Genomic DNA, 19,750 nt, shown 5'->3' with positions numbered 1-19,750 from the left:
TTCGTATACTCTTTTACTAAGGCATTGGGTAATCGGAATAAATAGTTTAAGATTTTATTATTACTATGTCCATCCAATTAGTTCCTAATAGTCAATAGTAAAACAGTTTAACAAATACATGTAACAGAATCTTTTACCGCGGGTTATTATGTATTCTGCGCCATTGTGTACGCCGTTTGTTCTGATAGGTTCGGCTGCTCCAGCTTCGCAATCTCTTTTTTCACGTATTGTCACGATCTATTTAGAGAAAACCTTTGTGAAAGAACGTCATGTGATTCATTCAATACGATGGGGAATTAGCGCTTCCTGTATTCGTAGTGAATAGACGTACCTGTGGTTGAGCTTTATTTCTAACCGTTAGTTGCCCACTTCCGCTTAATGTAGCCCCTCCATAGTTAGTGGGAAATCCTGCTGAGTTACGTATAATAAAATGACGGAAGTCACCTTTGAAAATTGTCGTCATTGAATAAGTATTATTAGCAAAAAAAACCATAAAACTACAAAAAATACTATTTTAGTAGATTACTGTATAATTACATGTTAGTATTGCATTACCTCGAGGTGGAAAAATCGTATTGCAATATTTTTGAACACTAAAAAATAAATTGGAGTGGTTAAGTTGAAAAAACTAATATATAAAATAATACCAATTGTTACAGCATGTATCCTTCTATTTACAACAATTGGAGGTACAACGGGTTTTGCAGCTGAAAGTTTAGAAAGCACACAAGAAAAAATCTTGAATGTTGAATTAAATGATATAAATCAATTACCCACAGAAAGTTTTAATGGTCCTAGAATTAATTTGGAATCAGAAGTACAGCCGCAGTTTATATTCCCTATTGTTCCATTATTAGTGGGTGTTACTATTAGATTTGGGGTTTCATTTGTTGCAAGAACCGCAGCCGGTAATGTAGTTAGAGTATCAGCACATGCTGCTGAACAAGCAGTAACTAGGAAGATTTCTGCGCAAATGATGGATAAAAGTCTGAGTTCAGGCTTGAAATATGTAGATAAATTTAGTGGGGAACGTATTACTTGGTATAGAGGTAATCAAACTGCTGTCTTACTTAAGAAAACTACAGATGAAGTTAGTACAGTTTATTTACAGCCCGCACCAAAAGCAAGTTGGGTACGTAAAAACTGGGAATGGTTTGGGGATGTGAAATAGCTCTCAGATAACAGAAGAGTTCACATATAAAACGATTGCTCTAATATAAGAGTAAAGCAACTAGTTAATTGTTCATATTAGTTGCTGGATTAGGAGACTTCGGGTACAGTGATTGCAAAGCTGTATCCTAAGTTTTCGCGCCTTTAAACAGAATATCGGACAAAGGATCGTAGTTTTGATTGACGAAATAACCTTCACTTAAGTATACATACAATTATTTGCGTGATAAGGGAGAATCGGCAATTCTCAAAATAGCATGGGGACTAACTGGGCCAATATATTAGAAAGGAGTCTATAATAATATGAAATGTTTATGTAAACAAAAAGAAGTACATGACTTAAAAGTCGAAGGAGATATAGGAGCCGACCCTATATGGTGTAATCAATGTGGATGTAACTTGGATATAGAAGATATTCCAATTTCACTTGCGTTGAAATCAGAATTAATGGAATGGGTATGGAAATATGGCAAATGGATTGATTGGGATAAAGATGGAGTATTTCCAAATGGGATTGAACTAGAAGAAGAACATAATAAACAGGGTATGTATTTAACAGAGAAATTAAGGGGAGAACTTGAAGACAAATATAAAGTTTCATTTTCCCCATCTACATTTGCGAGAAGACGTGCAGATAAATAGCATTAACTGAGTTTATCCAAAGTTTCCTTTTCCGAGTGTTGTGTATTCTTCCATTCTTAAAGTTAAGTAATAAAGATGAACCTTTGTGGTAGAAATTGAAGGGTTACAAGGGCTTCTCACGATGTGAAGCCCTTGTAACCCTTTTTATATGTCTTGATTTGTGACGACGACTTAAGAGGAGTACCCTCGCGCAGCAGCTCTAAAACTACGGTTTTAGTCCTGTTACGTGAGTTTTTTTATGTCAATTAGATATAATCCCCAAATATGTCTGGCTTCCATGCATGAATCGCATGACGTTCTTTCTCGAAGATTTTCTCTAAATAGATCATTGTTGTTTCGAACTTCTCGTGACCAAGAGAACGCATAATGTCGTATATATCCCCTCGGTTAATCTTTGATATGATCGCAAATACATGTCGAAAAACGTGAGGTGTGACTTTCATCGTTTGATCAGATAAGTTCAATTGGTCTAGGCTAGTAATCTCTTTCTTCACGTATTGTGACAAATACGAAGGGGTATAAGCGCGTCCTGTATTCGTAGTGAAAAGGTGATTAGAAAGTGGTATAAGTAAGGTAGATGCTAGGGTAAAAGGTAAGGGTTTTGTAGTTACTACACCTGTTATTACGCCTCCAGTAGTTAAAACGCCTGTGACTGCTCCTATAGTGAATAAGACACTGGATAGTGTGAGAGATGAGTTTAAGGCTGTGTTTGGGAATGGATATGAGTATAATGTAGGTACCGAATCAGTAAGTATTAAAATAGGAGGTGAAACAAAAAATAAATTGATATACCGATACTATGCAGGATCTAAGAGTGTGATGGTATGGGATCTGAATAAGATTAATGAGACGCATAAAGTAATAAAAGAGTTAGGTTTCCTATTAAAAGGAAATGAATTCAGTAGTGCTATTTCTAAATCAAAAACAACTGGTAATACTATTGATATCAAAGGCACAAGTATATTTCATGCTGGTGATAACCTAACAATAAAATGGTGAAATAGTTTTTAAAAGCGGACGTTTTTCTTCAATCTACAAACGAAAAAGATGCCATCGTCTGTGAAGAGATCGAGGGCTTATAATCCACGTACGCCCGGTCAAAAACATACATCTTTGTCAGCGGATCCAAAGAAGTAGGAGATGCCGGCCGGATTCATCCTGAGTGGTTTGGCTAGATTGCGAGGCGAGGAGCTCCACTCTTTTTGGAAGTCGTTGAAAAAGTTCTAATACTTAGAACTAATTAGAATTCCTGCCAATACCGCTTTGACGCTTTGTGGATGCCTCCCGCGATAAGCCAGAAAGAAGACCAATTGGGAGGCACCCCCTAGCGCCAAGCGTTGTTGGTAGGATTCTTTATTGCAACATATCTAGTTTTATATCTGTTATTCTGTCTCATCGGATACCGATGTAGAACGATCATCCAAATAGCGATATAAAGTAGACTTACTAATTCCAGTCGCTTCTTTTATGTCATATAACGTATAATTCTTACTGTCATACATTGAAAAAGCCAGCTGTAAATTGTCATCTGGTTTTCGTGGACGACCAATCGATTTACCCTGTTGTTTAGCAGCTTGTAGCGTAAATGTAGAAGAATGGCTTAGAAATTTAGATTGTAAATCCGCGAAAAAAGTAGCACTTTGAAGTAGTGAAGCTTTTTGTATTGTTTGATTGGATAATTGTTCATCGAGGAAGTGAATGGCGATTTGATCTCGTTCTGCTAGTCGTAAAATATCTAAAAGCTGCTGCAGGGAATCAGCTAATACTACAATATTTTGGACGAATAGTTCATCATCTTTTTTAAGTGCCATTAATAAGTGTTCAAGCTCTGTTCTTTTCCTGGCAAGTCCATGTGTCTCTTTACATAATGTATCAATGAAAAGTTCATTTAATTGGTGGGCGCAATGTTGATCCAAGACAATCGGACGGATATATCCGTATTTCATTTTTTCGCTCCTAACTTCCCAAAAGTATTACCTTATGGGACTAAAAATGATATGATATTAACATTCTAACATTGGCATAAGCTTTTTTATAATTTTAGACATCATGAAAGGGGAACCGTATGTATACTTTAAAACAACAGTGGTTTGGGAATGTGCGTGCCGATCTTTTAGCAGGTATGGTTGTAGGACTGGCACTCATTCCCGAAGCATTGGCTTTTGCGTTCATTGTGGGTGTAGATCCACGTGTCGCGTTATATGCTTCATTTACAATTGCGGTCATTATTTCGTTTGTAGGTGGCCGACCTGGATTAATTTCAGCTGCGACAGGTGCGATGGCTTTAGTGCTCGTCAGCTTAATGGCGAATCATGGTCTACAATATGTACTTGCAGCCACAATATTAACAGGAATTATTCAATTAATACTCGGGGGACTTGGTGTTGCGAATTTAATGAGCTTCATCCCAAACTCCGTCATGCTTGGATTTGTGAATGCACTAGGGATTATGATTTTCATTACACAAATGCCTTATTTACTTGGGTCAAACAGTATGACCTATCTATTTGCGATTGTTACATTAATTTTAGTGTACGCGATTCCACGATTTTTCACGGCTATTCCTGCACCTCTTGTTGCGATTGTCGTTATGACTTGTATTGCGCTCATAAGTGGTGTGAAGTTACAGACGATTGGTGATCTAGGGACGATGCCAAATTCATTGCCGGTTTTTTTTCTTCCAGATATTCCACTTAACTTTGAAACGTTAAAAATCATATTCCCTTATGCTTTGGCTTTATCGATTGTTGGTTTATTGGAATCATTACTTACTTCCCAAGTATTGGATGATATGACTGATACGTCGAGTAATAAAAATAAAGAAGCACGTGGACAAGGGATCGCCAACTTTATCACTGGTTTTTTCGGTGGGATGGCAGGTTGTGCTTTGATTGGTCAATCAATCATCAATATTAAATCAGGTGGACGAGGACGCTTATCAACATTAACCGCGGGTGTATTTCTACTGTTTTTAATTATCGTTTTAGGTGATGTAGTTATCAAAATTCCGATGCCTGTTCTTGTCGGGGTGATGATTATGGTTAGTATTACAACATTTAATTGGGGTTCGTTTAAGTTTCTGAAACAAGCGCCTAAATCGGAATCACTTGTTATGCTCATTACAATTGCGATTATCTTATATACACATAATTTAGCGATTGGTGTTGTTAGTGGTGTTATATTAAGTGCGCTATTTTTTGTTGCAAAAATTTCTCGTGTGACAGTAACGCATGATTTAGATGGATATAAGGTGAAAGGACCTTTGTTTTTTGCATCAACTACGAAATTTATTCAGTCATTCGACAATGTTACAGAAAATGAAATCGTCATTAATTTTGAAAACAGTCAGCTGTGGGATGAATCTGCAGTCGGTGCAATATATAAAGTGAAACAGAAGCTTGAGCAAAAAGGTGTGAAGGTACAGATTCAAGGGTTAAATTCTTCAAGTGAACAATTGTACAAACGATTAACATAAGGGAGGAATTCACATGAAGATTGCTGTAGCAATTGATGGGTCAGAAAATGCTTTACGTGCAGCAAAACATGCTATTACGATCGTCCGTTACTTACCTGATGCGCAGTTAGAAGTTATTTATGTCTCGGACTATAATAAGGCAAAAGATGAGCGGCTGTTATCGCAAAGCCCAGAGAGCTTAACATTGAAACGAGAGCAAAAAGTGCATCCTATTTTAGAACTAGCAAAAGATGTCGGAGTGAAGACGAAGACTATCATGTTGAAGGGGAATCCAAGTCAAGAAATAATAAAGTATGTGAATTCAGAAGGAATTGACCAACTTGTCATCGGGAGTCGCGGCTTAAATACTTTTCAAGAAATGATAATCGGCAGCGTCAGTCACAAAGTAATGAAGCATGTAAATTGTCCGATTACAATTGTTAAATAAAGAGCTTTCATACCCAATGCTATCTGATGCGTGACTGGTGAGAAATTGTGTAAAGAGTGCCTGTCCAACAATGAACACTGAAATTTGTGTAACACAGATACTTTTTTAATGGGTAAAATAAAACTTCCTGTACCGTACTCAATAATAAAGTGTCTGCGCAGAAACAAATAACAACTTCACCCGCTACGCCATTTCATAATGCGTACCAAAGCGGGATTTTTTAATAGCACAATAAACCATCAAATGGGATATTGAATCACATAAATAGATGATTTGTTATATAAATCCCTTGTAGTGTACGGGGGTGTTAAAATAAAGTCACGGATAGTATGCTAGATGACTACCCTTAAATTTGGTGCTATTGGTTTCTTTGAGTTGGTAAAGGGGGATTTCCATATGAGAAAAAAGGACTCGTTAGGGCTAGCACACTATGTAGATTCAATTGAAGCACAACAAAAGCTTTATAAGCGGTCGCTATTTGTTGTCGTGATGTCCCAGATTTTTGGTGGGGCGGGACTTGCAGCTGGGATTACTGTGGGGGCATTAATTGCTAGGGATATGTTAGGAACTGCAAGCTTTGCAGGGTTGCCGGCTGCATTGTTTACACTTGGATCTGCGCTTGCAGCGTTCTTAGTGGGCAGGATTTCGCAGCGTTTTGGTCGTCGGTACGGGTTGTCACTTGGGTTTATCACAGGTGGAATCGGTGCGATAGGTGTCGTCTTCGCAACGACTATGGACAATGTGTTGTTATTATTTATTTCGCTATTTGTTTATGGTGCAGGGACTTCGACGAATCTACAGGCGCGTTACGCCGGAACAGATTTGGCTAGTGACAAGCAGCGTGCGACTGCCATTAGCATCGCAATGGTTTCAACTACGATAGGTGCGGTGGCGGGACCTAATTTAGTGACACCGATGGGGAACTTCGCAATGACGCTAGGTATACCAGCTTTAGCGGGGCCATTCATATTAGCAGCGGCGGCGTATCTCGTAGCTGGACTAACGTTGTTCTTCTATTTGCGTCCTGATCCATTTCTAGTTGCAAGAGCAATTGCGGTAAAGCAGGAAAAACAAGTTGATTCAAATACTACAACAGTAAATAAAACACGACAGAGTAAGGTAAACCGAATCGGTATTTTTGTCGGTGCGATGGTTCTCGTCTTGTCTCATCTCGTCATGGTTGCGATCATGACAATGACCCCAATCCATATGCAAAACCATGGATCTGGACTGACGGTCGTTGGATTGGTGATCAGTCTACATATTGCGGCGATGTATTTGCCATCGCTTGGTACAGGTCTATTAGTCGATAAATTCGGTCGTACAGTAATGGTCATTGCTTCGGGTGTCACGTTATCACTTGCGGGATTACTAGCAGCCTTTTCTCCAGGTGATTCCCTCGTCTGGTTGACGATTGCACTAATAGTGCTAGGCCTTGGATGGAATTTTGGCTTAATCAGCGGAACAGCAATCATCATTGATTCAACTGATATGACAACACGTGCAAAAACACAAGGTTCTGTTGATGTGTGGGTTGCTTTAGCTGGAACAGCAGGCAGTATATTGTCAGGAATCATTGTTGCCTACTCAAGCTATGCTGTTTTAGGCTTTCTCGGCATGTACCTTTCGTTACTTTTGATACCACTTATTGTTTGGAAACGGTTTAAAGAGAAAAAAGAACATCACAAAACTTAATGACAGAAGCAAGAAAATAATGATCCTGCAGCAGTTAGCACATGTGATATGAAAAGAAAAATGAGAGAATTACACTTCATTCTATTGAATAGAAAACACCGGAAATCCATCGACCAAAACTCGGCGGGATTCCGGTATTATTTTTGTGTAAATCAACACTTCTGTTGATTTACCAAGAGTAACTATATAAGTTGAAATAAAGACTCCCATCAAATCCGTTACGGCGCTCGGGGATGCCTCCAGCCCTTAGCCAGATGAGGTATCCTTTAAACTATATGGAATAGCCTCTTGGCATTAACGGTATAATTTCTGCGGAGAATGCAGAAATTATACCAACCGAACTCTTCGTTGTTCGGTTGGCTACCCCTAGTAACGCGCCTTCACTCAGTTCATATAGGTATTCATTTGTTCAACATATATAGTAGTTTATTTTACGTGAACCATCAGTCGTTGTTACTTGGAAAAGCAAATGTTGACGCGGATTCACTGTTCTCTTCAAACCACTTTTCTGAAATGGTTTTAGTCTTGGTGAAGAAGCGGGCTTGGTCAGGCCCAAACATATGCCCCTCACCGAATCTCGAGCGTTTCCAACCGCCAAAGTTATGATAACCAACAGGAATTGGAATTGGCACGTTTACCCCAACCATGCCGACGTCAATCTCCGTTATAAATTTGCGAGCGGCTGCTCCGTTATTTGTGAAAATTGTGACACCGTTACCGAGCTCATGTGCATTGATTAAGTCGATTGCTTGCTCTAATGTATCTACCCGAACGACATTACGAGCAGGTCCAAATACCTCTTGCTCATAAATCTCCATGCCAGGTTTGACGTTATCTAATAAGGTAGGACCTAGATAGAAGCCATTGGAATTTTTAGCGATGTCTGGATTGCGACCATCGCATACGAGTGTAGCACCTTCTTCTAGGCTACGGTCGATAAAGCCAATGATCGCGTCCTTTGATTGCTTTGTAATAACAGGCCCAAAATCAACGTCTGAATCTGTGTATGGCCCTACTTTTAATTTTGCGATTTTATCAGCCAATACTTTGACGAGTTTATTCGCTGTTTCTTCGCCGACGGGAATGATTGTGGAAATGGCCATACAGCGTTGGGAAGCGGCACCATAGGCCGCGCCTAAAAATGCGTTTGCGACCTGTTCTAAATCTGCATCTGGCATGACAATCATATTGTTTTTACCGCCACCTAATGCCGTAACGCGCTTGCCGTATTTTGAACCGGTTGTGTAAATATAATCAGCGACAGCTGTGGAGCCGACAAACGAAATGGCTTCAACAGCAGGGTTTTCTAATAGCTCGTTGACCGCATCCTTGTCGCCATTGATGACTGTCCAAACACCATCGGGTAAACCCGCTTCTTTCCACAGTTCCGATAAAAATAATGCGGAGCAGGGCACGCGCTCGGACGGCTTTAAAATGACGGAATTGCCGACTGCGACCGCCATAGTTGTAATGGCAAGTGGCACCATCACTGGAAAGTTGAATGGGGAAATCGCTGCAACAACGCCAAGCGGTGCTTTTACGGAATAAGCATTAATATTCCCACCAACATTGACGGAGTACTCACCTTTTAATAGGTGAGGCGCATTGATGGCTAAGTCGACGGATTCTAAACCACGTGTGATTTCACCCTTGGCATCCTCGATTGTTTTCCCGCTTTCGATACAAATGATGTCGATGAGCGTATCGATACGTGCGGTCATCAATTGACGAAACTTCATGACAATTTCAACGCGTTTGCCAATCGATAGGGCGCGCCATGCCGGAAAGGCTGCTTTAGCTGTTGCAATTGCGCTTTGCACTTCCTCTTTCGTTGCAATAGGGACGCGTGCAATCACTGCCCCTAAACTCGGATTGAAAACATCTGAGAAGTGACCACTTGTGCCTGCAACGATTTCACCATTAATAAAATGCCCTAGTTCTTTTACCTCTGTATTTGTTACCATACATTCATTTCCCCCTTGTGTTTTACGCTTTTGGCAGTAGTTCATTTAAAGCGTTCGTAAGTTTTTCAACAATCAAATCTTTTTCTGCTAATGAAATAATCAGTGGTGGAGCGAGTGTTAAAGTATTGTTAAAGCCTGCAACCGTGACACCATTTTTCCCAATGATTAACCCTTGTTCTTTACATAAAGCGATGACTTTGTTGACAGCAGTTACATCAAGTGGCGCTTTGCTGTTTTTGTCACTTACAAGCTCAATGCCAATCAGTAAGCCTTTACCGCGGATGTTGCCGACATTTGGATGATTCTTTAAGCGTTCTTGTAGTTCCGCATGGATAATTGCGCCCATTTCTTCTGAGCGAGCAAATAAATTTTCATTTTCCATGATTTCGATATTTTTGAGGGCAACTGCACAAGCTGCTGGAGAACCTCCGAATGTGTTGACGTGGCGGAAAAAGTCGTACTCCTCACTCCCATTGAAAGCCTCATAAATTTCGCGACGCACAGCTGTAGCAGATAACGGCATATAAGCACTTGTTAAGCCTTTTGCCATTGTGACAATATCCGGCTGAATGCCATAGTTTTGGAAGCCAAATGCTTTGCCTGTACGTCCGAAGCCGCAAATTACTTCATCGACAATGAGCAGGGCCCCATGCTTTTCACAAACTGCTTTTACCCCACGCAAATAGTCCTCATGGGGCATAATCACGCCTCCACCGGTAATAATAGGCTCAAGTATTACGCCGGCAATCGTCTCGGATGATTCCCAAGTCATGACATTATCGATTGCCTGAACAGACGGTAGGGCAGTTGGCTCTGTAATATGATCTTCGTTTGCACGGTAGGCATCTGGTGGTGCAACATGGAGGAAACCAGGTGCTAACGGTTCGTACTTATATTTACGTTGTGCTTGCCCTGTTGCCGCTAATGCCCCCATCGTATTGCCGTGGTAGGCACGATAGCGGGAAATAAATTTGGTGCGATTTGTATGACCTTTTTGCTGATGGTATTGACGTGCGATTTTGAAAGCGGCTTCATTCGCCTCTGAACCACTATTAGAGAAAAACACAACATAATCATCGCCTAATAATTCGCTGATTTTTTCGCTCAGTTGAATGGCAGGGATGTGCCCAACGGATAGAGGAGTATAGGCATTTTCCAGTAATTGCTCGTAAGCGACTTTGGCGAGTTCCTCTCGCCCGTAGCCAACGTTCACACACCATAAACCAGACATGGCATCTAAATAACGTTTCCCATCAATGTCCGTTATCCAAGCGCCCTTCGATTTCTGAATGATTGTCGTCGCGTTTGGGTTGTAGGGCTTCATGGAATGCCATACATATTGTTCATCTTTTACTTGCCAATTTTGACTCGTTAAATTCGTCATCGAGCATCATCACTCCTTCATTTATCATCATGCTATCACTAGCGTTGCATAAATACAGGCAGAAAATTCACTCTATTAAATTTCACAGTTCAGAGCCAAAAAGGGAAACACTTCAATAGAGGTGATTCCATCCATTTGGTTTTTATTTACAATTATACTTGTGCGACAAGTTCGTTTTCATTTGGATTTGGAAGGGTACCAGCTGGCTTTATCCATTATAAAAGAACTTTTAGTTTGCAAAAAATAACGAATATTTTGAGTATTTAGAGCGAGTGGGTAGAATTAATGCGACGCTAGTGTCATGCTATAAATCTATTATCCGATTTTTCGGTGAAAATAGCATTATACACAATGTAAAATAAATAGGCTGTTGCTTTTCACATAAGGTGAGTGAAGAGAATGGTTAGTTGTCGCTAAACAGTATTAACTCTAGTGCTAATCGCTTTTCTGTTTGCATAAAATCTGAGCCTAGCAACTGCTCAATTTTTTCCAAACGATGGTACAGTGTTTGTCTAACGATAAACAGGCGTTCGGCAGTGTCTTTTTTTTGACCATTGGTGTGTAAATATACTTTTAACGTTTCGACTAATTTACTGCTATGCTTGCGGTCATAGTCAATAACGGGCTGTATATATTCGGTCATCATGTCCATAATATATGGATTTTTTTGTAATTGCAAAATTAAATGATGGAGGTGTAAATCCTCGTAAAAATACGAAAGCTGTGGATCTTTCCATCGAATGTGTAAGGTGTCTTTGGCTGTTAGAAAGCTAGTATTGAGAGCTTGGAAATGAGTCACGTATTTTCCTACAGCGACTGAAGTTTTAAAGTCACCATATTTATATTTTTGCTGATTGTCATGGATTTGTGTAATGGCTTGTTCGATACGTTGCTTATATGTTTCTTGCGCATGTATATTCGCTAAAATAAAAATAAGCTGTTGTTGCTTTTCTATGATAAACGGATAGAATTCTAACTTCTCTAAGACATTGCGCGTAAACAGCTTATAGTACGTTAAATCACTGCTTTTGCTTTTGTGGATTTGAAGAATCATGACCAGCCAATTACTTGTTGTGATATCTGCATGATGGTCTTGCAGGAAATGCGTCAATTCCTCCATATTGGATAACCCATTCAGCCATTGCTCTAGAACTTCACGATCCTCCACAGCCTTTTTTTCCTCGCTATACAAAACCCGCAATAAATAGTGTGAAAGTGCAATAACCGTGCGATCTAAAATCAGTGCATCGTATTCATTGACGACGCGCTGTGGGGAAAACAAACAAACCTCCCCATAATATTGGTTGAAAATATTCACCTCACAGCGAATAACATGTTTTTCCACATAATCAGGGCTTGACTGTTGTTGCATCTTATCATACTTGTCCTGCTGAATATTGGGAATAAACACAGGCTTTTGCCCATTAAATGTAAAGATGACCTGCAAGCCAAGATGTTTATAGAGGTGCATTAAAATTTGCTCGTAATTGTTGGCGGTCAGTGTATATTTATTAATTTGCTGTGCGTAGTTCTCTAGGTTTTTCACCATGCCATATTGCTGATTGATGAGGATACTGTGTATTTCTTGTGTGATTTCGACAAAGGCTACCTCCTGATGAAAGATGATGAGAGGGAATTGGTAGTCCGTCGCCAGTTGCTGTATGCAATCAGGAATTTCTTGAATGACGCTACCGAGCTCAATGCACAGCCCAGCTGATTTGGATGCTATTAATTGGTGAATAAAGTGATGGAAGTCATCATCATTGTTTTTCAAATGAATACCCGTAGTCAAAATTAATTCATTGCCCTTTAATAATTTGGCAGCATCCATAGTTTCGACGATATGCACCCATTTGATGATATTGAGTTGCCCCTCTGCACCAGCAAGAAGCTTCGCGCTACTGAATAACTTTTTCGTCAGTACATCTGCTATAGTGAGTGGAAATTCATTCATAGTGTCCTCCTATCACGCATAATTATTGATGCGTCAACACATCTTCTATTAAAAAGGCCATATACAAATTGGTTTTTGTAAAAGGGTTGGTGGCGTCTATATCTAATAGCAGTTCAACTTTTTTGATTTTATATAGGACAGTGTTGCGATGAATGAATAGACGTTCACTAATTTTACTCGTACTGCCGTTTTCTTCAAGGAAAATACGTAAAAATGACACGTAATCGGTGTTGTGTAAATCATCATATCGATAAAGTTGTCCAAGTATATCCTGGCTAAAAGATTCAATTAATGTCCGGTTTTGCACACCCATAATAATTTTATAGGCTCCAATTTCTTTATATTTGTATAAGAAGCGGTTGTTGTGCAACTGTGCTAATTGAATGACAGTGAGTGATTCCTCGTAGCTTTTATGGATGTTTTCGTAGTCTTCATAAAAATTCCCTTTGCCGATGATGACATTTAAGCTGCCGCTTTTCTGGGTGATCTTGTCGTAGATGTCTTCAACTGTTTTTGAGAAAGGACTATTGGATGTAGTGATCTGTGTTCGATTGATGAGAAAGATGAGGTGGTTTTTGTGCTTGAGTCTTAAAAACCGTTTATATCTATTTTGGAATGCAAACTGAATGAGGACCTCGTAACGGCCAATGCTACTGCGTGCATCTGTTGTTGTACAAGTGATGATGGCCAATTCTGCGCCTTGTGGAAATCCAAGTTGGGTTAAATTTTGCCTTGTGGAATCGACGTGCTGTTTGTAATGAAACAGTAAGTTGTAAAGGACTTGGTCTTCGGTGGATTGTTCTTGCTCGTGGGTGGCGATAAATTGAAATGTCGTTTTTAAAAGGTCGGCTACACGGCGGTCCCAAGGCATTTGGAAAATGGGCAATTCATGCTCATTGGCAAACGAGATGACCGATTCGGAAATGTCAGGAATATAAGGTCCCGTATTCACGATAATACCAGCTATTTTTTTAGTGTACGCCAGTTTAACGAGTTGTTCTAAGGATGTATTTTGGTGTGGAAAGTTAATGCCTGTTGTTACAACTAATTCATTTGGTCGGCAAAACGTGATTAAATCAATGCTTTCTACTACGTTAATACCTGAAACTTTTCGATACAAACCGCTTTCTCCAGCTACTAATGTCAGCATCGGGAATAGAGCCCCCTCTAGGATTTTGCCAATCGTTCCCATAACAGTCCCCCTTATTATACAAATAACGTACCATAAATATTGTGCACTTGCACATACTTTCTTAGTTTTATATCCATATCTTCCAAATAGTTTCTATTTTATGATTGTCATAAACAACCACTTATTGATAACTATTAATTTAGAATTTTCGTAAACAACCACTATTTTATTACTGTGAAAGAGAGGACTTGCATATGTATAAATGTAATAGTAGTAGATTACAGGGGTTAATTGAACAATTTAGTCAATTTGGTGCAACTGCCAATGGAGGCGTAACCCGTTTGTCCCTTTCAAAAGAGGATGTATTAGCGAGAGACTATTTTTGTGAAATATGCATAGAGTTAGGGATGGACATTCAAGTAGACGATATGGCAAATATCTATGCGATTCTACCAGGAAAAAAAGAGTGCCCACCCATCGTAATGGGATCACATTTAGATTCGGTTGAAAAAGGTGGCAGGTTTGATGGTGTCTTAGGTATTTTAACCGCAATAGAGGCGATACGAACGTTAAAGGAAAACGACATTGAGCTCGAGATCCCATTAATGCTTGTGAATTTTACGAATGAAGAAGGTGCGCGCTTCGATCCGGCGATGATGAGTTCCGGTGTCATTGCTTCAAAATTCAGTAAAGAAAAAATGCTAGAATCTATCGATAAAAATGGTATTACTTTTCAAGAAGCATTACAGGCGAGTGGCTACGCGGGGGAGCAAGGAAATCGCTTAACAGAAGCCCTTGCATATATTGAGCTGCATATTGAACAAGGACCGGTATTAGCAGCAAAGCAACGTGACATTGGGGTGGTAGAAGGCGTTTTAGGCATGGTGTGCTATGAAATTACCGTGACAGGTGAATCAAATCACGCTGGCACAACGCCAATGTCGATGCGTAAAGACCCGATGATTGTGGCGTCTCGTATAATTTCATCTTTGCATGAGCAGCTAAGTAAAATCGACGAAGCGCTTGTGTTCACATTTGGGCGTATGCACGTGGCACCTAATATTCATACAGTCATTCCGAACGAAGTAGTGTTTACTATGGATTCGCGTCATCAAAATCCAGCGGTGATGCTCAAAGTAGAAAAGCTATTGAAAGGTCTAGCTTCAGAGGAAAGCGGTTGCCACATTAGCCCGGTCAAGCTATGGGGGCGGGAGACCGTATTATTTGATGCAGCTATATGCAATGAAGTGGAAAAATCATGTCATGACTTTGGTTATTCCTTCCAACGTATGTTCAGCGGGGCGGGGCACGATGCACAGTATATCGCGAGCTTCATCCCCTCGGCAATGATTTTTGTTCCAAGTATCAAGGGGAAAAGTCATTGCGAGGAGGAAGAAACAACATTTGAAGACTGTGCAAAGGGGGCAGACGTGTTACTGGAAACCGTGTTGACACTACAAAAGAAGTTCAGCATGGGCGAAAAATACACACTGAACTCATGATGAGTGCAGGTTGAAATACTATAATTCGCTAGCACATTGGTTCATCACTAAAAGTTAGAGATGACGTTGGATTAAACTGCATATCATTAGAATGCGGGTTGATTGGAGTGAAGGTTGGACGACCCCAGCTGGACGGAAATTAACCTCCCCTCCACGGTGGAGAGCTAGCGTATTAATGGATATTGACAAACTTTACATTAATTAATCGAAGGGTGAGGGTAGTGTGAAAAAAGTGATTACAGGTGGACTCATTGTGACAGCAACAGATATGTATGAGGCAGATATTTTAATAGAGAACGGCAAAATTGTGCAAATCGGCAAAAACTTATCAGCTTATGGAGCGGAAATTGTAGATGCTACGGGTAAATACGTGATGCCTGGGGGAATTGATCCGCATACGCATTTGGATATGCCGTTCAACAACACGGTGACAGACGATGATTGGAAGTCGGGAACAGTTGCGGCAGCATTTGGTGGGACGACGACCATTTTAGATTTTTGCTTATCTGCGGGTGAAGAAAAACTTGCGACGGCTGTGGCAAAGTGGCATGTAAAAGCAAAGGGCAAATCAGCCATTGACTACGGTTTCCATTTAATGATTGGTGATTTAACGCCTGAAACAGAGGCCGAGTTACCGTTGTTACTAGAGCAGGAAGGGATTACATCTGTCAAGGTGTTCATGGCTTACGCGAAAGAATTCCAGGCGACAGACCGTACGCTGTTCAAAGCCTTTAAAATTGCAAAAGACATTGGCGCTGTTGTCATGGTGCACTGTGAAAATGGCTCAGTCATCGATGAATTAGTTGAGGAGGCGAAGCAAGCTGGTCAGACGGCGCCAATTTATCACGCACTGACACGTCCCGCGGAATTAGAGGGTGAGGCGACGAAACGGGCCATTGAACTAGCGCATATCGCAGGTGCCAAGCTGTATGTTGTACATGTGACGTGTAAAGAGGCTTTGGATGAAATTATCGCAGCACGTGAAAAGGGCTATGACGTGTATGGCGAAACATGTCCACCTTATTTAACGCTCGATCAGTCAGCGTTAGCACAGCCAGGCTTCGAGGGGGCGAAATATGTTTGGTCACCGCCACTTCGCCCGAAATATCATCAAGAGCATTTGTGGAATGCTTTAAAAGCCAAGCAACTGCAAACAATTGGTTCGGACCAATGTTCATTTAGCTTTAACGGGAAAAAGCAATTAGGGTTAAATGACTTTTCTAAAATACCAAATGGTGGACCGTTTATCGAAGATCGTTTCAGTATTTTATTTTCTGAAGGTGTGGCGAAAGGGCGAATTTCCATCTATGACTTTGTCGATATGATTTCGACAAGTGCCGCAAAAATTTTCGGCTTATATCCACAAAAAGGAACGATTGCTATTGGTTCTGACGCCGATATCGTAATTTTTGATCCTACGGTAAAACGTGAAATTTCAGCGAATACCCATCATATGAATGTAGACTACAACCCGTATGAGGGCTGGGAAGTGACTGGAGAGCCAATCAGTGTACTTGTGCGTGGAGAATACGTCATTAAAAACAAACAATTTGTAGGAGCATTAGGCAGTGGCCGATATATCAAGCGTGCACTACAACCGACGACCGCGCAAACAATCAACGTGTAAACATCAATCCATGAGGAGGAATGTTTCAATGACTTCGCAACTCGAACGGAATTTTGTGGAAATGACTAGCAGGATGACAAAAAATGAAGCACAAGAAGAGGCTAATCGTTGTCTGTACTGCTATGACGCACCTTGCATTACAGCTTGTCCGACAAGTATTCAAATACCGAATTTCATCAAGAAAATTGCTTCCAGTAATATGAAAGGTTCGGCCATGACGATTATGGAGGCCAACCCGATTGGTGCAAGCTGTGCGCGAGTATGCCCGACCGAGGAATTATGTGAAGGTGCATGTGTGTTAAATTCCTCGACAAAGCCTATTAAAATAGGGCACTTGCAACGTTATGCAACGGATTGGGCGATGGAATCAGACGTCGAGCTATTTAAAAAAGGTCAATCAAATGGACAAAAGGTAGCGATCGTTGGCGCTGGTCCAGCTGGTTTATCGGCAGCACGTGAGCTTAGTCGCTTTGGCTATAGTGTCACAATTTTTGAAGCAGAAGCAAAGGCGGGTGGCTTGGGCAACTACGGCATCGTGTCATTCCGATTACCGAATGATGTAGTGGATTGGGAAGTGGCGCAAGTTGTAAAGCTTGGTGTTGACATTAAAACAAACACAACAGTAGGCGTGGATATTTCTGCTGCAGAAATTTTAGCGCAATATGACAGTGTTATTTTAGCGGTTGGTATGGGGGCCGTGCCTAATCTTGGCATTAAAGGTGAGGAACTAGCTGGCGTTCATGATGCCATTGAGTTTGTAAAGCACACGAAAATGGGTGCACTGACAGAAGACTTAATCGGTAAACGTGTTGCGGTCATCGGTGCTGGTAACACAGCTATCGATGGTGCAACCTGTGCTGTGCGACTAGGTGCGGAGCAGGTAGACATTCTCTATAGAAGAACAGAAAAAGAGATGACTGCCTATCAGTTTGAATATGAATTTGCCAAGCAGGATGGCGTTGGATTTAAGTGGCTGACAGCGCCGAAACAAATTATCGGTGATGAGGCAGGGAAAGTAGTGGGACTTGAATGCGTCAAGATGAAACTTGGAGAGGCGGGTGTAGACGGCAGGCAACGACCTGAAGTAATCAAAGGGTCTGAGTTTGTTATAGAGGTGGACGCGGTCATTAAAGCAATTGGACAAACGCGCTTTGTCTCACTCATTGAAGCGTTTGGATTACAACATACGAATGGAGTAGTAGACATTGACGAAACGACTATGCAAACATCGAATGACAAAGTGTTTGCCTGTGGAGATGTCGTGTTTGGTAATGGCCAAGGGGAAGCAATGGTGGTAACAGCTGCACAGCAAGGTAAAGATGCTGCTTACATCATTCATGAGCGTTTAAGAAAACCGAGCGAGATCGCATAGGGGGGATGGAGCATGGCGGACTTACGAATTGACTTAGCGGGGATTAAATCACCGAATCCATTTTGGTTAGCATCTGCACCACCGACTAATTCGGGCTATCAAGTGCAACGTGCATTTGAAGCGGGCTGGGGTGGCGCAGTCTGGAAAACATTGGGTGAACCAATTTTAAATGTTTCATCGCGCTTTGCGGCTGTCAGCTTTAACGGACAGAGAGTAGCGGGCTTTAATAATATTGAGCTCATTACAGATCGTCCGTTAGAGGTTAATTTACAGGAAATTCTTGAAACGAAAAAAAGGTTTCCTAATCATGCCATTATCGCTTCATTAATGGTAGAGCCACAGCAGGAAAAGTGGCATGAGATTGTTAAAAAAGTAGAAGCTGTCGGGGTTGATGGTCTTGAGCTTAATTTTGGTTGTCCACATGGGATGGCAGAACGAGGAATGGGGGCTGCTTCTGGTCAAGTCCCTGAATTGGTTGAAAAGCAAACGCACTGGGCGAAGGAAGTTGCACGTACACCTGTTATCGTCAAGTTAACGCCAAACATTACGGATATTACGATGACGGCGGAAGCGGCAGTGCGTGGCGGGGCAGATGCCGTTAGTATGATTAATACGATTAACAGCTTAGCGGGTGTCGATTTAGATTCATGGAATACGGTTCCACATGTTGGTGGGAAGGGGGCACATGGCGGATATTGTGGGCCTGCTGTCAAACCGATTGCACTAAATATGGTCGCAGAATGTGCGCGAAATCCTTTCGTCAATGTACCAATTTCAGGCATTGGTGGGATTTCAAATTGGCAGGATGCTGCGGAATTTCTGCTGATGGGTGCAACAGGCGTACAAGTTTGTACTGCAGCGATGCACCACGGGTTTAGTATTGTCGAAGATATGATTGACGGACTTAATAATTATCTGGATGAGAAGGGCATTGCCTCGGTGATGGATATTGTCGGTCAGTCGGTACAACGTTATTCTAACTGGGGTGACTTAGATTTAAACTACAAAGTTGTTGCTGAAATTAATAATGATGTCTGTATTAATTGCAATAAATGCCATATTGCGTGTGAAGATACGTCACATCAATGTATTGACATGTACACAGAGAGTGGTCGTCCGATGCTAAAGGTGCGTGAAGAAGATTGTGTAGGCTGTAATTTATGTTCGATTGTGTGCCCAGTAGACGGTGCGATTTCGATGGTCGAAAGAATGTCCTCTATTGCGCCAATGACTTGGAACGACCGTCAATCACTAATCAGCAGTTTTGCTCGTTAAAAAGTAAAGTTCACCAGTAGTGGAATATGCTCTCAAGTACAGATTTTGGTGTAGAGCCATAAAAAGAGGTCAATTGTTTGTTTGCAGGTAAGAAAGTATACGTTTTTAGACTTGGAGCAGTGTCTAGACTG

At 41.0% G+C, this 19,750-nt stretch carries 16 protein-coding genes; 10 read left to right on the top strand and 6 right to left on the bottom strand.

Going from position 1 to position 19,750, the window contains the following annotated elements:
- Positions 1-619: 619 nt before the first annotated feature.
- Together MKY15_RS22390 and MKY15_RS22385 are read left to right on the top strand one after the other, a co-directional pair.
- Positions 620-1,171: a hypothetical protein gene (locus MKY15_RS22390; RefSeq protein ID WP_187045244.1), complete on the top strand. Its 552-nt coding sequence runs from the start codon at positions 620-622 to the stop codon at positions 1,169-1,171.
- 302 nt (positions 1,172-1,473) lie between these two features.
- The gene (locus tag MKY15_RS22385) at positions 1,474-1,812 is read left to right on the top strand and encodes a hypothetical protein (RefSeq protein ID WP_187045243.1); all 339 of its coding nucleotides are present in this window, start codon (positions 1,474-1,476) and stop codon (positions 1,810-1,812) included.
- A gap of 245 nt (positions 1,813-2,057) precedes the next feature.
- Here MKY15_RS22385 and MKY15_RS22380 read toward each other — a convergent pair whose 3' ends face one another.
- Positions 2,058-2,255 carry a tyrosine-type recombinase/integrase gene (locus MKY15_RS22380; RefSeq protein WP_255428702.1) on the bottom strand — a complete coding sequence of 66 codons (198 nt, stop codon included), beginning with the start codon at positions 2,253-2,255 and terminating at the stop codon, positions 2,058-2,060.
- Between the two features lie 205 nt (positions 2,256-2,460).
- Here MKY15_RS22380 and MKY15_RS22375 point away from each other — a divergent pair, with 205 nt between their 5' ends.
- Positions 2,461-2,811 (top strand): hypothetical protein, encoded by a 351-nt coding sequence (locus MKY15_RS22375; protein ID WP_255428456.1) that lies wholly within the window; start codon positions 2,461-2,463, stop codon positions 2,809-2,811.
- Positions 2,812-3,194: 383 nt separating this feature from the next.
- On the opposite strand, the gene MKY15_RS22370 is transcribed toward MKY15_RS22375, so the two are convergent.
- The gene (locus MKY15_RS22370) at positions 3,195-3,758 is read right to left on the bottom strand and encodes a recombinase family protein (RefSeq protein WP_067210754.1); all 564 of its coding nucleotides are present in this window, start codon (positions 3,756-3,758) and stop codon (positions 3,195-3,197) included.
- Between the two features lie 119 nt (positions 3,759-3,877).
- Here MKY15_RS22370 and MKY15_RS22365 point away from each other — a divergent pair, with 119 nt between their 5' ends.
- The 3 genes from MKY15_RS22365 (at position 3,878) to MKY15_RS22355 (ending at position 7,409) form a co-directional block, all read left to right on the top strand.
- Positions 3,878-5,287, top strand: coding sequence for a SulP family inorganic anion transporter (locus MKY15_RS22365; RefSeq protein ID WP_342538634.1), 1,410 nt, complete (start codon positions 3,878-3,880; stop codon positions 5,285-5,287).
- 13 nt (positions 5,288-5,300) lie between these two features.
- Positions 5,301-5,714 (top strand): universal stress protein, encoded by a 414-nt coding sequence (locus MKY15_RS22360; protein ID WP_342538633.1) that lies wholly within the window; start codon positions 5,301-5,303, stop codon positions 5,712-5,714.
- Between the two features lie 396 nt (positions 5,715-6,110).
- Positions 6,111-7,409, top strand: a complete 1,299-nt coding sequence (locus tag MKY15_RS22355) for an MFS transporter (protein ID WP_342538632.1) — start codon at positions 6,111-6,113, stop codon at positions 7,407-7,409.
- A gap of 443 nt (positions 7,410-7,852) precedes the next feature.
- On the opposite strand, the gene MKY15_RS22350 is transcribed toward MKY15_RS22355, so the two are convergent.
- From MKY15_RS22350 to MKY15_RS22335, 4 genes are all read right to left on the bottom strand, one after another.
- Positions 7,853-9,373: a CoA-acylating methylmalonate-semialdehyde dehydrogenase gene (locus tag MKY15_RS22350; protein ID WP_342538631.1), complete on the bottom strand. Its 1,521-nt coding sequence runs from the start codon at positions 9,371-9,373 to the stop codon at positions 7,853-7,855.
- Between the two features lie 22 nt (positions 9,374-9,395).
- Positions 9,396-10,757 (bottom strand): aspartate aminotransferase family protein, encoded by a 1,362-nt coding sequence (locus tag MKY15_RS22345; protein ID WP_067210738.1) that lies wholly within the window; start codon positions 10,755-10,757, stop codon positions 9,396-9,398.
- Between the two features lie 403 nt (positions 10,758-11,160).
- Positions 11,161-12,711, bottom strand: coding sequence for a PucR family transcriptional regulator (locus MKY15_RS22340; RefSeq protein ID WP_067210736.1), 1,551 nt, complete (start codon positions 12,709-12,711; stop codon positions 11,161-11,163).
- A gap of 22 nt (positions 12,712-12,733) precedes the next feature.
- Positions 12,734-13,903: a PucR family transcriptional regulator ligand-binding domain-containing protein gene (locus MKY15_RS22335; protein WP_067210734.1), complete on the bottom strand. Its 1,170-nt coding sequence runs from the start codon at positions 13,901-13,903 to the stop codon at positions 12,734-12,736.
- Between the two features lie 194 nt (positions 13,904-14,097).
- Between MKY15_RS22335 and MKY15_RS22330 the strand changes: the two genes are divergently transcribed.
- The 4 genes from MKY15_RS22330 (at position 14,098) to preA (ending at position 19,619) form a co-directional block, all read left to right on the top strand.
- Entirely contained in the window at positions 14,098-15,345 is a 1,248-nt protein-coding gene (locus MKY15_RS22330) for a Zn-dependent hydrolase (protein ID WP_067210732.1), read from the top strand.
- Between the two features lie 223 nt (positions 15,346-15,568).
- The gene (hydA, locus tag MKY15_RS22325; protein ID WP_067210730.1) at positions 15,569-16,972 is read left to right on the top strand and encodes a dihydropyrimidinase; all 1,404 of its coding nucleotides are present in this window, start codon (positions 15,569-15,571) and stop codon (positions 16,970-16,972) included.
- Between the two features lie 28 nt (positions 16,973-17,000).
- Complete coding sequence (locus tag MKY15_RS22320; protein WP_231885681.1) at positions 17,001-18,344, top strand: NAD(P)-dependent oxidoreductase; 1,344 nt, start codon at positions 17,001-17,003, stop codon at positions 18,342-18,344.
- 12 nt (positions 18,345-18,356) lie between these two features.
- A complete protein-coding gene (preA, locus tag MKY15_RS22315) occupies positions 18,357-19,619 on the top strand; it encodes an NAD-dependent dihydropyrimidine dehydrogenase subunit PreA (protein ID WP_338656140.1) in 1,263 nt (420 codons plus the stop codon).
- The last annotated feature ends 131 nt before the right edge of the window (positions 19,620-19,750 follow it).

This window comes from Sporosarcina sp. FSL K6-1540 (assembly GCF_038620285.1).
GTDB lineage: Bacteria > Bacillota > Bacilli > Bacillales_A > Planococcaceae > Sporosarcina > Sporosarcina psychrophila.
The sequence above is the reverse complement of the archived record's forward strand: the minus strand, read 5'-3'. Positions and strand labels throughout refer to the sequence as shown.

Bases quoted from the DNA above. Each gene is read 5' to 3' on its own strand.
- MKY15_RS22350 (WP_342538631.1), bottom strand. From the start codon at position 9,373: ATGGTAACAAATACAGAGGTAAAAGAACTAGGGCATTTTATTAATGGT.
- MKY15_RS22340 (WP_067210736.1), bottom strand. From the start codon at position 12,711: ATGAATGAATTTCCACTCACTATAGCAGATGTACTGACGAAAAAGTTA.
- MKY15_RS22330 (WP_067210732.1), top strand. From the start codon at position 14,098: ATGTATAAATGTAATAGTAGTAGATTACAGGGGTTAATTGAACAATTT.
- MKY15_RS22370 (WP_067210754.1), bottom strand. From the start codon at position 3,758: ATGAAATACGGATATATCCGTCCGATTGTCTTGGATCAACATTGCGCC.
- MKY15_RS22320 (WP_231885681.1), top strand. From the start codon at position 17,001: ATGACTTCGCAACTCGAACGGAATTTTGTGGAAATGACTAGCAGGATG.
- MKY15_RS22380 (WP_255428702.1), bottom strand. From the start codon at position 2,255: ATGAAAGTCACACCTCACGTTTTTCGACATGTATTTGCGATCATATCA.
- MKY15_RS22355 (WP_342538632.1), top strand. From the start codon at position 6,111: ATGAGAAAAAAGGACTCGTTAGGGCTAGCACACTATGTAGATTCAATT.
- preA (WP_338656140.1), top strand. From the start codon at position 18,357: ATGGCGGACTTACGAATTGACTTAGCGGGGATTAAATCACCGAATCCA.
- MKY15_RS22345 (WP_067210738.1), bottom strand. From the start codon at position 10,757: ATGACGAATTTAACGAGTCAAAATTGGCAAGTAAAAGATGAACAATAT.
- MKY15_RS22360 (WP_342538633.1), top strand. From the start codon at position 5,301: ATGAAGATTGCTGTAGCAATTGATGGGTCAGAAAATGCTTTACGTGCA.
- MKY15_RS22365 (WP_342538634.1), top strand. From the start codon at position 3,878: ATGTATACTTTAAAACAACAGTGGTTTGGGAATGTGCGTGCCGATCTT.
- MKY15_RS22385 (WP_187045243.1), top strand. From the start codon at position 1,474: ATGAAATGTTTATGTAAACAAAAAGAAGTACATGACTTAAAAGTCGAA.
- MKY15_RS22335 (WP_067210734.1), bottom strand. From the start codon at position 13,903: ATGGGAACGATTGGCAAAATCCTAGAGGGGGCTCTATTCCCGATGCTG.